A 13,736-nucleotide genomic window follows, 5' to 3' on the forward strand; every position below is an offset into this window, starting at 1 on the left:
TCATATCGCGTCAGGAGACGTTGACTCCGAAGTCCATGGCGATGCCGCGCAGACCCGACGCGTACCCCTGCCCGACGGCCCTGAACTTCCATTCGCCCTGGTAGCGATAGACCTCGCCGAAGATCATCGCGGTCTCCGTGGAGGCGTCCTCGCTGAGGTCGTAGCGGGCGAGTTCCTGGCCGTCCGCCTGGTTCACCACACGGATGAAGGCGTTGCTGACCTGGCCGAAGGTCTGGCCGCGCTCGTCGGCCAGGTGGATGGAGACGGGAAAGACGATCTTGTCGCAGTGCGGCGGGACCTTGGAGAGGTCGATCAGGAGCGACTCGTCGTCGCCGTCGCCCTCGCCGGTGAGGTTGTCACCGGTGTGCTCGACCGAGCCGTCCGGGCTCTTGAGCTGGTTGTAGAAGACGAACCACTCGTCCCCGAGCACGCGGCCGCCGCTGCACATCAGCGCGCTGGCGTCGAGGTCGAAGGGCGCTCCGGTGGTGGAGCGCGCGTCCCAGCCGAGACCGACCATCACCTGAGTGAGGTTCGGTGCGGCCTTGGACAGGGAGACGTTGCCCCCTTTGGCAAGTGTGACGCCCATGCTGATGTCCCTCCCCGGATGGTGTTACTGAGGTGGTCCTGCACGTCCGGCGCCGCACGTAAACCGTGCGGCGCCGGACAGGAAGGCCTTCGGGCCCTGTCGCCAGGGCCCTGCGGGCGGCTCAGACGTTCACGCCGAAGTCCTGCGCGATGCCGCGCAGGCCCGAGGCGTAGCCCTGGCCGATGGCGCGGAACTTCCACTCCGCGCCGTGCCGGTAGAGCTCGCCGAAGACCATGGCGGTCTCGGTGGAGGCGTCCTCGCTCAGGTCGTACCGGGCGATCTCGGCGCCGCCGGCCTGGTTCACGACGCGGATGAACGCGTTGCGCACCTGGCCGAAGGACTGCTGGCGGGTCTCGGCGTCGTAGATGGAGACCGGGAAGACGATCTTCTCGACGTCGGCCGGGACCGTGGCGAGGTTGACCTTGATCTGCTCGTCGTCGCCCTCGCCCTCACCGGTGAGGTTGTCACCGGTGTGCTCGACGGAGCCGTCCGGGCTCTTGAGGTTGTTGAAGAAGATGAAGTGCTGGTCGCTGGCGACCTTGCCGGAGTTGTTCAGCAGCAGCGCGCTGGCGTCCAGGTCGAAGTCGGTGCCGGTCGTGGTGCGGACGTCCCACCCCAGACCGACGATGACCGCGGTCAGGCCCGGCGCCTCCTTGGTCAGCGATACGTTGCCGCCCTTGCTGAGGCTGACTCCCACGAGTCCTCCATTGGTGTCCAGGGGCGGGATGCCCCGTTGTGCTCGGATGTCGGATCAACGAGTCGATCCTAGTGACGGGTTCCCGCCCCCCGCAGGCCCTGAAGCCGACAATTCAGCGGGTGTCGAGCGCATGCCGCCCGACCGGCGTCACAGGGAGTCGAGCGCCTTCACGTAGTCGTTGAGGTCGCGCGCGTCCGGCAGGCCGTTGACGACCGTCCACCGCACGACGCCCTCCTTGTCGATGACGAAGGTGCCGCGCACCGCGCAGCCCTTGTCCTCGTCGAAGACGCCGTAGGCGCGCGAGACGTTGCCGTGCGGCCAGAAGTCCGACAGCAGGGGGTATTCGAGGCCCTCCTGCTCGGCGAAGACGCGCAGGGTGTGGATGGAGTCGTTGGAGACGGCGAGCAGCTGGGTGTCGCGGTCGGAGAACTGCGGCAGGTTGTCGCGCAGCTCGCACAGCTCGCCGGTGCACACGCCGGTGAAGGCGAAGGGGTAGAAGAGCAGGACGACGTTGCTGGAACCGCGGAAGTCGGACAGCCGCACGGCCCTGCCGTGGTTGTCCTTGAGCTCGAAGTCGGGGGCCTTCTCGCCGACCTGGATCGCCATCGTCGTGGGTGTCCCTTCCTGGGGCTTGTGGGGTGGGACCACCCTACGCAGGGCCCGGGACAGACCGGTGGGCGGGCCGACGGTGCCGGCCCGCCCCGTCCGAACGGCCTAACGCTTGGACTTCGCCGCCTTCGGCGTCGCCAGCCGGCTGCCGCTCCAGTCCTTGCCGACGCTGACGCTCTTGGACGCCGTCAGACCCGCCGTCGTGGCGGCTTCCGAGATGTCGCTCGGCTCCACATAGCCCGAACGGCCGGTCTTCGGCGTGAGGAGCAGGATGGCACCGCCCTCTTCGATGTACGTGGTGGCATCGACCAGCGCATCCGTCAGGTCGCCGTCGTCGTCACGGAACCACAGCACAACGGCGTCGGCCACGTCGTCGTAGTCCTCGTCCACCAGGTCGCTCTCGATGATGCCCTCGATGGCCTCGCGGAGCTCCTGATCCACGTCGTCGTCGTAGCCGATCTCCTGGACCACCTGCCCGGGCTGGAACCCCAGCCTGGCGGCAGGGTTCGTCCGCTCCTCCGCGTGGTCCGCGGTCGCGCTCACGGGTTGCCTCCTGATCATGTCTTGGGAAATAACTCAGCCACGCGCGTGCGCGAAGCATTGGCCGTAGTCCACACGGGCGGGGCGGATCGCGCAAGTACCCGGCCGTTCAGACCGCCGAAACGGTGACGATCCTGGCCGTGTCACCGCAACTCCAGGCACACCATCATGGTCCGAGGTGACGCACACCACACCTTTCTGCCCTGTTTGGGCGTTTGGGAATCGTCTGCGGGTACGAGACTCGAAGGTATTCGCCCCATACGTCACGGAGCCGGCACGGAGTCGATCTCACGCTCGGGTTACCGCCCGGTAGAGATGACGTTTCACGGTCCCGAGGTGGACCATGGGGAGCGGCGCGGCCCCCAGCGACGACGCCCAGCTACGACAGCGAAACAGCGGCCCTCGCAGGCCCTCTGACAGGTAAGGAACAGCGTGGCTTCCGCATCCGATCGCAACCCGATCATCATTGGCGGCCTTCCGAGTCAGGTTCCTGACTTCGATCCCGAAGAGACGCAGGAGTGGCTCGACTCCCTCGACGCCGCCGTCGACGAGCGCGGCCGGGAACGCGCCCGCTACCTGATGCTGCGGCTGATCGAGCGGGCCCGCGAGAAGCGCGTGGCCGTGCCGGAGATGCGCAGCACGGACTACGTCAACACCATCCCGACCAAGAGCGAGCCCTTCTTCCCGGGCAACGAGGAGATCGAGCGCAAGATCCTCAACGCCACCCGCTGGAACGCGGCCGTGATGGTCTCCCGCGCCCAGCGCCCGGGCATCGGCGTCGGCGGCCACATCGCCACGTTCGCCTCCTCCGCCTCGCTCTACGACGTCGGCTTCAACCACTTCTTCCGCGGCAAGGACGAGGGCGACGGCGGCGACCAGGTCTTCTTCCAGGGGCACGCCTCCCCCGGCATCTACGCCCGCGCCTTCCTGCTGGACCGGCTCGGCGAGCAGCACCTGGACGGCTTCCGCCAGGAGAAGTCCAAGGCGCCGCACGCGCTGTCGTCGTACCCGCACCCGCGGTCCATGCCGGACTTCTGGGAGTTCCCGACGGTGTCGATGGGCCTCGGCCCGATCGGCGCGATCTACCAGGCGCGCATGAACCGCTACATGGAGGCGCGCGGGATCGCCGACACCTCCAAGTCGCACGTCTGGGCGTTCCTCGGCGACGGCGAGATGGACGAGCCGGAGTCGCTGGGCCAGCTGTCCATCGCCGCCCGCGAGGGCCTGGACAACCTCACGTTCGTCGTCAACTGCAACCTGCAGCGCCTCGACGGCCCGGTGCGCGGCAACGGGAAGATCATCCAGGAGCTGGAGTCGATCTTCCGCGGCGCCGGCTGGAACGTGATCAAGCTGGTCTGGGACCGCACCTGGGACCCGCTGCTCGCCCAGGACCGCGACGGCGTGCTGGTCAACAAGATGAACACCACGCCGGACGGGCAGTTCCAGACGTACGCCACGGAGACCGGCGCGTACATCCGCGACCACTTCTTCGGCGACGACCACCGGCTGCGCGCCATGGTCGAGAACATGACCGACGACCAGATCCTGCACCTGGGCCGCGGCGGTCACGACCACCGCAAGATCTTCGCGGCGTACAAGGCGGCCGTGGAGCACAAGGGCCAGCCGACGGTCATCCTCGCCAAGACGATCAAGGGCTGGACGCTGGGCCCGAACTTCGAGGGCCGCAACGCCACGCACCAGATGAAGAAGCTGACGGTCGACGACCTCAAGCGCTTCCGCGACCGCCTCCACCTGCCGATCCCGGACAAGGAGCTGGAGTCCGGCGTGCCGCCGTACTACCACCCGGGCCGGGACTCGGAGGAGATCCAGTACATGCACGACCGCCGCAAGAGCCTCGGCGGTTACGTGCCCACCCGCGTCGTCCGTTCCAAGCCGCTGCCGCTGCCCGAGGACAAGACGTACGCGACCGTGAAGAAGGGCTCGGGCCAGCAGTCCATCGCGACGACGATGGCGTTCGTCCGGCTCCTCAAGGACCTCATGCGGGACAAGGAGATCGGCAAGCGGTTCGTGCTGATCGCGCCGGACGAGTACCGCACGTTCGGCATGGACTCGTTCTTCCCGAGCGCGAAGATCTACAACCCGCTCGGCCAGCAGTACGAGTCGGTCGACCGCGACCTGCTGCTCGCCTACAAGGAGTCGCCGAACGGCCAGATGCTGCACGACGGCATCTCGGAGGCGGGCTGCACGGCCTCGCTCATCGCCGCCGGCTCGGCCTACGCCACGCACGGCGAGCCGCTCATCCCGGTCTACGTCTTCTACTCGATGTTCGGCTTCCAGCGCACCGGCGACCAGTTCTGGCAGATGGCCGACCAGCTGGCGCGCGGTTTCGTCCTGGGCGCGACCGCCGGCCGCACGACCCTGACCGGCGAGGGCCTGCAGCACGCGGACGGCCACTCGCAGCTGCTGGCCTCGACGAACCCCGGCTGCGTGGCGTACGACCCGGCGTTCGGCTTCGAGATCGCGCACATCGTGAAGGACGGGCTCAGGAGGATGTACGGCAGCTCGCCGGAGCACCCGCACGGCGAGGACGTCTTCTACTACCTGACCGTCTACAACGAGCCGATCCAGCACCCGGCCGAGCCGGAGAACGTGGACGTCGACGGCATCCTCAAGGGCCTCTACCGCTTCAGCGAGGGCACGGCCGGCCAGACCCCGGCGCAGATCCTGGCGTCCGGTGTCGCGCTCCCCTGGGCGATCGAGGCGCAGAAGATCCTGGCCGACGACTGGAACGTCAAGGCGGACGTCTGGTCGGCGACCTCCTGGAACGAGCTGCGGCGCGAGGCCGTGGACTGCGAGGAGCACAACCTGCTGCACCCGGAGGAGGAGCAGCGGGTGCCGTACGTGACGCGCAAGCTCGCCGACGCCCAGGGGCCGGTCGTGGCCGTCTCCGACTGGATGCGCTCGGTCCCGGACCAGATCGCGCGCTGGGTGCCGCAGACGTACCAGTCGCTCGGCGCGGACGGCTTCGGCTTCGCCGACACGCGGGGCGCGGCGCGCCGCTTCTTCCACATCGACGCGCAGTCGATCGTGGTCGCGGTCCTCACCGAGCTGGCCCGTGAGGGCAAGGTCGACCGGTCGGTGCTCAAGCAGGCGATCGACCGGTACCAGCTGCTGGACGTGTCGGCGGCGGACCCGGGGGCCGCGGGCGGCGACGCATAACGCGGGAGGCCCTGTCAAGGGGTGGTGCGCCTCACGGGTACACCGTGGGCCCACCACCCCTTCACGTTTCCTACGATTCGGCCATGCAGCAGCAGCCGGCCCGACTCCGTTGGGAACAGCACACTCAGCGCCCGCTCTTCGGCCTGGCCCTGGCCTTCGCCGTCGCCTACGCCGTGCCGATCGTCCAGCCCGACGCGAGCGCCGGCGTGGTGGACCTGTGCACGGCGGTGGAGTGGGTGGTCTGGGGCGCGTTCGCCCTCGACTACGTCATACGGCTCATGCTCGCCGAGCAGCGCCTGGCGTTCGTGCGGACGCACTGGCTCGACCTGGGAGCGGTGCTGCTGCCGCTGCTGCAGCCGATGCGGCTGCTGCGGCTGGTGTCCACGCTCCTGCTCGTCGGGCAGCGGGCGCGGATGGCCTCGCAGATAAGGCTCACGACGTATGTCGGCGGCGCGGTGGTCGGGCTGCTGATGTTCGGCTCGCTGGCGGTGCTGTCCGTGGAGCGGGACTCGCCGGACGGGAACATCCGGACCCTGGGTGACGCGGTGTGGTGGTCCTTCACGACGATGACGACCGTCGGCTACGGGGATCACGCGCCGACCACCGGGCTGGGGCGGATGCTCGCGGTGGGGCTGATGCTGTCCGGGATCGCCCTGCTCGGTGTGGTGACGGCGAACATCGCGGCGTGGTTCATCGCCCGGTTCGACAAGGACGACGTGGAGGAGCGGCGCCAGACGGAGGCGATACGGGAGCTGACCGAGGAGGTACGGGCGCTGCGGGACGAACTGGCCTCGCTCAAGGGGACCTCGGCGAAGTGACGTGACGTGACATGGGGGTGGGCCCCCGCCCACTCGGTCGGAGGCCCTTCCCTCACACCACCCGGGTCAGAACATGCCCATGCCCGGCGTGGCCGCTCCGGACAGCCAGATGACCGCCAGGAGCGTGTCGATGGCGCCCAGGACGAGCGCGACCACGGCCGTGACGGGGCGGGAGCCCGCCCACGTGCGGCCCATGGCGAGCCAGCCGCAGACGATCGCCACGGGGCCGAGGATGATCCCCAGCACGAAGAATCCGGCGACCGCGCAGATGACTCCGATGATCCCGAGCGTCGCGCGATCCGGCCCGGTCCGTGACCACGTCCGGCCACGTGAGCGGGGGTGCCTGCGCGTACCGTGTCCGAAGCTCGCCATCATCAACTCCCGTAAACCCTCAGTCGGTTGGGGTTCGGTTCGGGTACGGATGACGAGTACCCCCCTGGCGGGCTTCAATCCCGCTGCTTGCGCGCTGCCCCCCTCCAGCAGCGCGCCGCAGCGTCCGCCCTCCATGCCCTGCGGAGGACTTGACCCACTGTGACCTGCGAAGGCCGCCGGAGGGGAGGGGTCGACGGGGCTGTTCACCCTGATAGGCGAATACCCGTCAGATGTGCGCGGCGCCCGCGCCCGCGCCCGCGTTCTCGCCGCGCTTCGTCAGGAAGGCCACGAGCACCGCCACGACGGCGACACCCGCGGCGACGAGCGAGGCCGCGCTCATGCCGGAGATGAACGTGTCGTGCGCGACGCCCGTGATCTTGGCGGCGATCGCGTCCGGCGTGCCCGGCGCCACCGGCGGGACACCGACCTGGACCGCCTCGGACGCCTGGTGCTCCTGCTCCGGCGTCAGCGGCGGCAGCCCGGCCTTCGCCCAGTTGCCCGCGAGGTCGCTGTTGACCTTGGACGCCATCACCGCGCCGAGCACGGCCGTGCCGAGGCTGCCGCCGATCTGCATGGCGGCCTGCTGCAGACCGCCCGCGACACCCGACAGCTCCATCGGCGCGTTGCCGACGATGACCTCGGTCGCACCCACCATGACCGGCGCGAGGCCGAGGCCGAGGAGGGCGAACCAGAGCGACATGACGCCGCTGCCGGTGTCCGTCTCCAGCGTCGACATCCCGTACATGGCGATCGCGGTGAGCGCCATGCCGCCCGCGAGCGGGACCCGGGGACCGAACTTGGTGATCATCGCGCCGGCGAGGGGCGAGCCGACGATCATCATGCCGGTCAGCGGCAGCAGGTGCAGGCCCGCGTCGATCGGGCTCATGCCGTGCACGTTCTGCAGGTAGAACGTCACGAAGAACAGGCCGCCCATGAACGCGATGGCCATCAGGACCATCAGCACGACACCCGCGGACAGCGCCACGGAGCGGAACAGGGCGAGCGGGATGAGCGGCTCCTTGACCTTCGTCTCCCAGAAGGCGAAGAGCGCGAAGCCCAGCACCGAGGCACCGAGGAAGCCCAGCGTCTTCGGGTCGCCCCAGCCCCACTCGGACGGCGGTGCCTTGATGAGCGCCCACACCAGGCAGAACACGGAGGCCGACAGCAGGGCGATACCCAGGATGTCGAAGGAGCGCGGGGCGTTCTCGGCGCGGTGGTCGAGCAGGATCCAGACGCCGAGGACGACGGCGAGGACACCGACCGGCACGTTGATGAAGAACACCGACTGCCAGTTGACGTGCTCGACGAGCACGCCGCCGAGGATCGGGCCGCCCGCGGTGGACGCGCCGATGACCATGCCCCAGATCCCGATCGCCATGTTCAGCTTCTCGGCCGGGAAGGTGGCCCGCAGCAGGCCGAGCGCGGCCGGCATGAGCAGCGCGCCGAACAGGCCCTGCAGGACGCGGAAGACGACGACGAACGCGATGCTGTCGGACAGCCCGATCGCGCCCGAGGCGGCCGCGAAGCCGACGACGCCGATGAGGAAGGTCTGCCGGTGACCGAAGCGGTCGCCGAGCTTGCCCGCGGTGATCAGGGAGACCGCGAGGGCGAGGAAGTATCCGTTGGTGATCCACTGGACTTCGGCGAAGGTGGCGCCGAGGTCCTTCTGGATGGCCGGGTTGGCAATGGCCACGATGGTGCCGTCGAGGGCCACCATCATGACCCCCACAGCGACGGTGATGAGGGTGAGCCAGGGGTGCCCTCGCAGCCCCTTGCCCGGCGTCGCCTCCGACGGCCCCGCCGGTATGCCCCCCGACCCCGTCGTGTCGATGGTGGTCTGACTAGTCATGCGTCCGAGGCTAATGACAGCCACTGACAATTGACAAACCAATTCACTAGTCGGTAACTGACATGACATCCCCGTATAGCCTGAACTGCGATGACGGTTCCGAAGAGAGGCATCACTTGAACCTGCGCGAGCGCAAGAAGCGGCGCACCCGGGACGCGCTGCTGCGGGCCGCCCTGGAGCTGTTCGCCACGCGCGGGTACGAGGAGACGACCGTCGACGACATCGCCGCCGCCGTCGACGTCTCGCAGCGCACCTTCTTCCGCTACTTCGCCGGCAAGGAGGAGGCGGCGTTCTTCGTGCCGCGGCTCGCGGAGGCGATCGTCGTCGACGCCGTACGCGCCCGCCCGCCGCACGAGGCCCCGCTGGAGGCGCTGCGCCGGGCCGTCCTGGAGAGCTGGGACGCGATCAACGAGGCCGTCGAGGAACTCGTGCCGATCGAGCTGCACCTGCGCGTCTACCGGGTGATCGAGTCGACGCCCGCCCTGCTCGCCGCCCATCTGCGGCGGGCGGCGGAGCTGGAGGAGCAGCTGGCGGGCATCATCGCCGAGCGCGAGGGGCTCGACGTGGACGCGGATCCCCGGCCGAGGATCGTCGTCGCCCTCTTCGGCGGGGTGATCCGCGTCACCGAGCGGCTGTGGTCCGCGGGGGACGACCTCACGCTCGACGGAATGCGCGAACTCACCGCCGCCTACCTCGATCAGGTGGGCCCCGCACTGGCGGGGAACTGGCGTGCGGGGCAGTCCCCCTAGCACATTCACCGAAACGTGATCCCGGTCACTTGGTTAACGCGAGACCCTCTCGTTCTCCTAGTGTGTCCTTTCAGTGACTTCCTTCGACACCACCCCGCAACTGAACGTCTGGCGCGCACTGCTCGCTCTGGCCGTCGTCTTCGTGATGCTGGCGACGACCGGCTGGACGGCCCTGCGCAACCAGCGGGGCGCCGCGCCGCTCCAGGCCTCGCTCTCCGCCTGGGAGCACGGCCGGATCGCCGGTCACCGACTGCCGGACCCGCAGTCCGAGCCGGCGAAGCTGGCCCGCTTCTTCGCCTCGCTCACCGAGCGGGACCGCGCGAGCCTGGTCCGCACCTACCCGCTCGCCGTCGGCAACATGAACGGCGCCCCGGTCGAGCTGCGCTACCGCGCCAACCGCATCGCGCTCGCCAAGGCGCGCGAGGTCGAGCGGGAGCGGATGCACGACCAGCGTCTCACCCCGGCCGGCAAGTACGAGGCCGGCCGCAGGCTGCACCGCCTCGACGACCTCATGGAGAAGGGGCGCCACATCCTCGCCTTCGATCCCGAGGGCTCGGGCCGGGTGGCGGAAGTCTTCGGCGACCTGCGCACGGCGGACCGCGTCTCGGTCGTCGTCCCGGGTGTGGACACCGACCTGCTCACCTACCAGCGCACCCACCGCAAGTACTCGGCGCCCGCCGGCATGGCCGAGTCCCTGTACGCGGCGGAGCGGAAGGCGAGCCCCTCGACCCGGACGGCCGTGATCGCCTGGGCCGACTACACGGCCCCCAGCGGACTCGGCATCGACTCGGCGACGGCGATGCGCGCCGAGGAGGGCGCCGTACGGCTGAACGCGCTGGTGCGGGCGCTGCCCGGCGGCGCGCCGGTGTCGTTGTTCTGCCACAGCTACGGCTCGGTGGTGTGCGGGGTCGCCGCGCACTCGCTGCCCGGCCGGGTCTCCGACATCGCGGTGGCCGGCAGCCCCGGCATGCGCGTGGAGAGCGCCGCCCAGCTGCACACCCGCGCCCGGGTGTGGGCGATGCGGGACGCCGACGACTGGATCCAGGACGTGCCGTACCTGGAGGTCGGCGGGCTGGGCCACGGGGCGGATCCGGTGTCCGCCGGGTTCGGGGCGCGGGTGCTGTCGGCGCAGGGCGCGAAGGGGCACGCCGGCTACTTCGAGCCGGGCACGGCAAGTCTGATGAATTTCGCAGAGATCGGCGTCGGCGCATACCGCTCGGTGCACTGCGCGCACGAAGACGGCGTCTGCCGTACCGGTTTGTCCGGCACGGCGGCGGCCTGACGCGCGTAGAGGCGAAGGAATTGCGGTCTGCTCGGGAGGGGGACGGAGGGGCGCGTGCCGCATACGATGAGCCGCATGGGTGACGTACTGGCCGGATTTCATGCCGCCTGGGAGTTCGAGTCCGACTCCGTGCTCATCCGTTACGAACGGGGGATTCGAACACCCAAGCTCTTCCAGGCGCTCGGGGAACGCCGAGTGCCCCTGGAGGCGATCGCCGGGGTGACGCTGACGCGCGGGAAACGCGGCACGGTCGTGCTGCGCGTCGAGCCGCGGCCCGGTGCGGATCCGCTGATGGAGGCGGCCGCCGGGCAGCTGAAGGAGAGCGGCGACCCCTACCGGCTGGTGCTGCCCGCCGAGCGGGAGGTGCTCGCGGAGTACTACGCCGACGAACTGCGCGGGCTGCTGACGGAGTCCGGGCCGGCGGATCGATTCCTCGTGGAGCCGCCGAAGGGGCCGCTGTCGTTCAAGGCGTACGACGGGAAGGCGACCTTCGACGGGCGGACCGTGAGCTTCCGGTGGTTCTGGACGGGGGCGTCGTCGGCGAAGTGGAAGGCCGGGGACCAGAACTTCTCCGTCGGGGAGCTCAACGGGGTGGAGTGGCGGTCGCCGGAGGTCTTCGAGGGGCATCTGCGGTTGCTGCGGCGGGAGACGGGGGCGCCGGCCGTGCAGGCCGATCAGGATCCGGCGGCGGTGGTGTTCGGGCTGGGGTACGGGCCGGTGCACGAGTCGTTGCCGTTCGCGGCGGCGGTGCTTTCCGCTGTGCGGACGTCCAGTCCGGTGGCGGCCGTTCCCGCGGCTGCGGCGCGCCGGGACCCTGCGGACATCGCCGAGCGGATTCGGCATCTCGGGGAGTTGCATCAGGCCGGGCTGGTGACCGATGAGGAATTCTCGGTCAAGAAGGCCGAGTTGTTGGCGGAGCTTTAGCGTCTGCCGGGTTCGGTGAGTCGGCGGGCGCGGGTGGTGCGTGGTCGTTCGCGCAGTTCCCCGCGCCCCCAAGGCGTTCCCCTACTCCCTGCCTGCGGAAGTGAACGCCATGTCCGCGTAGCGGTTGCCCGCCACCTGGGCCGCTATGCCGTCCAGCAGGTCCAGTTGTTCGTCCGTGAGGACGATCCTGGTCGCCGCCGTGTTCTCCTCCACCCTCGACGGCTTGCGGGTGCCGGGGATCGGGATGACCGGGAGGTCGCGGAGCGTCGCCTGCTGCTGGACCCAGGCCAGGGCGATCTGGCCGAGGGAGGCGTCGTGGGCCTTGGCCACCGTGCGGATCAGTTCCAGCAGGGTCGCGTTGGCCGTCGCGTTGTCGCCCGTGAAGCGGGGCTGCTGGCGGCGGAAGTCGTCGGAGGAGAGCTCCTCCGCGCTGGCGAACGAGCCGGTCAGAAAGCCCCGGCCGAGCGGGGAGTACGGGACGAGGGCCACGCCGAGGTCGCGGGCCGCGGGGACGACGTGCGTCTCGATGTCGCGGCTGAACAGCGACCACTCCGACTGCACCGCGGCGATGGGGTGCACGGCGTGCGCGGCGCGCAGTTCGTCGGCCGTGACCTCGCTCAGGCCCAGGTGCTTGACCTTGCCCTCGCGGACCAGGTCCGCCATCGTGCCGACGCTCTCCTCGATCGGCACGTTCACGTCGCGCCGGTGCATGTAGTAGAGGTCGATGGCCTCCACGTCGAGGCGCTTCAGGCTCGCCTCGACGGCCTGGCGGATGTAGGGCGGGTCGTTGCGCACGACACGGCGCGTCGGGTCGTCGGCGGGGATCGACAGGGCGAACTTGGTCGCGATGACGACCTCGTCGCGGTGTGCCTTGAAGAACGGCGACAGGAACCGCTCGTTCTCGCCGGCGCCGTACGCGTCGGCCGTGTCGTAGAGGGTGACGCCCAGTTCGAGGGCCCGTTCCAGGGTGGCCCGGGACGCGTCCGCGTCCGAGGGGCCGTAGGCGAAGCTCATGCCCATGCAGCCCAGGCCCTGAACGCCCACCTCCGGGCCGTGGTCGCCGAGCTTCGCCGTCGTGATCCTGCCGTCCGTCATCGGGACCTCTCCGACGCCAGGGCACGCCCGGCGTCCGCGTAGAAACTGATCTTCCGGTCGAGCACGGCGAGCGTGCCGCGGAGTTCCTCGATCCGCGCGAGGACGTCCTCGCGGGTCGTCTTCAGCAGTTCGAAGCGCTCGCCGTAGGTGTGGTCGCCCTCGCGCACCAGTTCCGCGTACCGCACCATGTCGGCGACCGGCATGCCCGTCAGCCGGAGCTTGCCGACGAGGTCGAGCCAGTCCAGGTCGCGGTTGGTGTAGCGGCGCTGGCCGGTGTGGGACCGGTCGATGTGCGGCATCAGGCCGATGCGCTCGTACCAGCGCAGGGTGTGTGCCGTCAGGCCGGTCAGGGCGACGACCTCGCTGATCGTGTAGCGGTCCGCGCCGTCCGGACGCCGGTTCTGCTGCGGCGGGCCGGCGCAGGTGTCGGTCCTCGTCCCCGTGGTCTCCATCACCGTCATGACCCCCACGCTAGAACCTTGGAGTGCACTCCAAGCAAGCGCCGAAGGTAAGAAATCGGCAGGACGCCTCTTGATCCGGCTCGTTAGCGTAGACAGCCATGAGTCTCGTACGCCGTGCCCTGCCCGAGGACGCCGAGGAAGTCCTGCGTCTGCGACAAGTGATGATCGACGCGGTGTTCGCCACTCACTCCGGCGTCGACTGGCACGGGGAGTCCCTCCCGACGCTGAGGAGCAGACTGGGCGAACGGGACGGGGACTTCGCGGCGTTCGTCGTCGACCACCCGGAGCGGCCGGGGGCGCTGGCCTCGCTGGTGGCCGGGACGATCGACTACCGCATCGGCAAGGCGGGCGATCCGCACGGCCAGGTGGGCTTCGTCTTCAGCGTGGCCACCGACCCGGACGCGCGGCGCCGCGGGTACGCGCGCGCGTGCATGACCACGCTGCTGGAGTGGTTCCGGGAGCGCGGCGCCCGGCGGGTGCAGCTCACCGCCTCGGAAGAGGCCGAGCCGCTGTACGCCTCCCTCGGGTTCCGGCCCAAGCCCAACCCCTTGCTGGAGCTGAAGCTCTGAGCGCA

14 protein-coding genes are annotated in these 13,736 nt (G+C 69.7%); 6 read left to right on the forward strand and 8 right to left on the reverse strand.

What is annotated here, in order from left to right; translation table 11 throughout:
* Positions 1–10 precede the first annotated feature (10 nt).
* From C1703_RS11470 to C1703_RS11485, 4 genes are all read right to left on the reverse strand, one after another.
* Entirely contained in the window at positions 11–586 is a 576-nt protein-coding gene (locus C1703_RS11470) for a TerD family protein (RefSeq protein WP_031112009.1), read from the reverse strand.
* Positions 587–707: 121 nt separating this feature from the next.
* Positions 708–1,283, reverse strand: coding sequence for a calcium homeostasis/redox stress adaptation protein (locus C1703_RS11475; protein ID WP_114252029.1), 576 nt, complete (start codon positions 1,281–1,283; stop codon positions 708–710).
* A 147-nt stretch (positions 1,284–1,430) separates the two neighbouring features.
* Positions 1,431–1,889, reverse strand: a complete 459-nt coding sequence (locus C1703_RS11480; RefSeq protein WP_114252031.1) for a peroxiredoxin — start codon at positions 1,887–1,889, stop codon at positions 1,431–1,433.
* 108 nt (positions 1,890–1,997) lie between these two features.
* Positions 1,998–2,435 (reverse strand): DUF3052 domain-containing protein, encoded by a 438-nt coding sequence (locus tag C1703_RS11485; protein ID WP_198678141.1) that lies wholly within the window; start codon positions 2,433–2,435, stop codon positions 1,998–2,000.
* 429 nt (positions 2,436–2,864) lie between these two features.
* Between C1703_RS11485 and aceE the strand changes: the two genes are divergently transcribed.
* Positions 2,865–5,612, forward strand: a complete 2,748-nt coding sequence (gene aceE, locus C1703_RS11490) for a pyruvate dehydrogenase (acetyl-transferring), homodimeric type (protein WP_114252035.1) — start codon at positions 2,865–2,867, stop codon at positions 5,610–5,612.
* 83 nt (positions 5,613–5,695) lie between these two features.
* Entirely contained in the window at positions 5,696–6,430 is a 735-nt protein-coding gene (locus C1703_RS11495) for a potassium channel family protein (protein WP_114252037.1), read from the forward strand.
* Positions 6,431–6,496: 66 nt separating this feature from the next.
* Here C1703_RS11495 and C1703_RS11500 read toward each other — a convergent pair whose 3' ends face one another.
* Together C1703_RS11500 and C1703_RS11505 are read right to left on the reverse strand one after the other, a co-directional pair.
* On the reverse strand, positions 6,497–6,805 hold the full coding sequence (locus C1703_RS11500; protein WP_031111997.1) for a hypothetical protein: 309 nt from the start codon (positions 6,803–6,805) through the stop codon (positions 6,497–6,499).
* A gap of 223 nt (positions 6,806–7,028) precedes the next feature.
* Complete coding sequence (locus C1703_RS11505; protein WP_114252039.1) at positions 7,029–8,651, reverse strand: MFS transporter; 1,623 nt, start codon at positions 8,649–8,651, stop codon at positions 7,029–7,031.
* Between the two features lie 62 nt (positions 8,652–8,713).
* On the opposite strand from C1703_RS11505, the gene C1703_RS11510 reads away from it, so the two are divergent.
* The 3 genes from C1703_RS11510 (at position 8,714) to C1703_RS11520 (ending at position 11,606) form a co-directional block, all read left to right on the forward strand.
* Entirely contained in the window at positions 8,714–9,400 is a 687-nt protein-coding gene (locus C1703_RS11510; RefSeq protein ID WP_114252041.1) for a TetR family transcriptional regulator, read from the forward strand.
* Between the two features lie 73 nt (positions 9,401–9,473).
* The gene (locus C1703_RS11515) at positions 9,474–10,682 is read left to right on the forward strand and encodes an alpha/beta hydrolase (protein ID WP_114252043.1); all 1,209 of its coding nucleotides are present in this window, start codon (positions 9,474–9,476) and stop codon (positions 10,680–10,682) included.
* 66 nt (positions 10,683–10,748) lie between these two features.
* Positions 10,749–11,606 (forward strand): DUF4429 domain-containing protein, encoded by an 858-nt coding sequence (locus C1703_RS11520; protein WP_114257376.1) that lies wholly within the window; start codon positions 10,749–10,751, stop codon positions 11,604–11,606.
* Between the two features lie 81 nt (positions 11,607–11,687).
* On the opposite strand, the gene C1703_RS11525 is transcribed toward C1703_RS11520, so the two are convergent.
* Positions 11,688–12,701, reverse strand: coding sequence for an aldo/keto reductase (locus C1703_RS11525; RefSeq protein WP_114252045.1), 1,014 nt, complete (start codon positions 12,699–12,701; stop codon positions 11,688–11,690).
* Positions 12,698–13,162: a MerR family transcriptional regulator gene (locus C1703_RS11530; protein WP_114257377.1), complete on the reverse strand. Its 465-nt coding sequence runs from the start codon at positions 13,160–13,162 to the stop codon at positions 12,698–12,700. The genes C1703_RS11525 and C1703_RS11530 overlap by 4 nt, the downstream gene beginning before the upstream one ends.
* A 98-nt stretch (positions 13,163–13,260) precedes the next feature.
* Here C1703_RS11530 and C1703_RS11535 point away from each other — a divergent pair, with 98 nt between their 5' ends.
* A complete protein-coding gene (locus tag C1703_RS11535; protein ID WP_114252047.1) occupies positions 13,261–13,731 on the forward strand; it encodes a GNAT family N-acetyltransferase in 471 nt (156 codons plus the stop codon).
* Positions 13,732–13,736: the final 5 nt, after the last annotated feature.

The organism is Streptomyces sp. Go-475, assembly GCF_003330845.1.
GTDB lineage: Bacteria > Actinomycetota > Actinomycetes > Streptomycetales > Streptomycetaceae > Streptomyces.

Coding starts and splice junctions, on each gene's coding strand:
- C1703_RS11530 (WP_114257377.1), bottom strand. CDS start 13,162: ATGACGGTGATGGAGACCACGGGGACGAGGACCGACACCTGCGCCGGC.
- C1703_RS11535 (WP_114252047.1), top strand. CDS start 13,261: ATGAGTCTCGTACGCCGTGCCCTGCCCGAGGACGCCGAGGAAGTCCTG.
- C1703_RS11500 (WP_031111997.1), bottom strand. CDS start 6,805: ATGATGGCGAGCTTCGGACACGGTACGCGCAGGCACCCCCGCTCACGT.
- C1703_RS11525 (WP_114252045.1), bottom strand. CDS start 12,701: ATGACGGACGGCAGGATCACGACGGCGAAGCTCGGCGACCACGGCCCG.
- C1703_RS11470 (WP_031112009.1), bottom strand. CDS start 586: ATGGGCGTCACACTTGCCAAAGGGGGCAACGTCTCCCTGTCCAAGGCC.
- C1703_RS11480 (WP_114252031.1), bottom strand. CDS start 1,889: ATGGCGATCCAGGTCGGCGAGAAGGCCCCCGACTTCGAGCTCAAGGAC.
- C1703_RS11510 (WP_114252041.1), top strand. CDS start 8,714: ATGACATCCCCGTATAGCCTGAACTGCGATGACGGTTCCGAAGAGAGG.
- C1703_RS11495 (WP_114252037.1), top strand. CDS start 5,696: ATGCAGCAGCAGCCGGCCCGACTCCGTTGGGAACAGCACACTCAGCGC.
- C1703_RS11505 (WP_114252039.1), bottom strand. CDS start 8,651: ATGACTAGTCAGACCACCATCGACACGACGGGGTCGGGGGGCATACCG.
- C1703_RS11520 (WP_114257376.1), top strand. CDS start 10,749: ATGAGCCGCATGGGTGACGTACTGGCCGGATTTCATGCCGCCTGGGAG.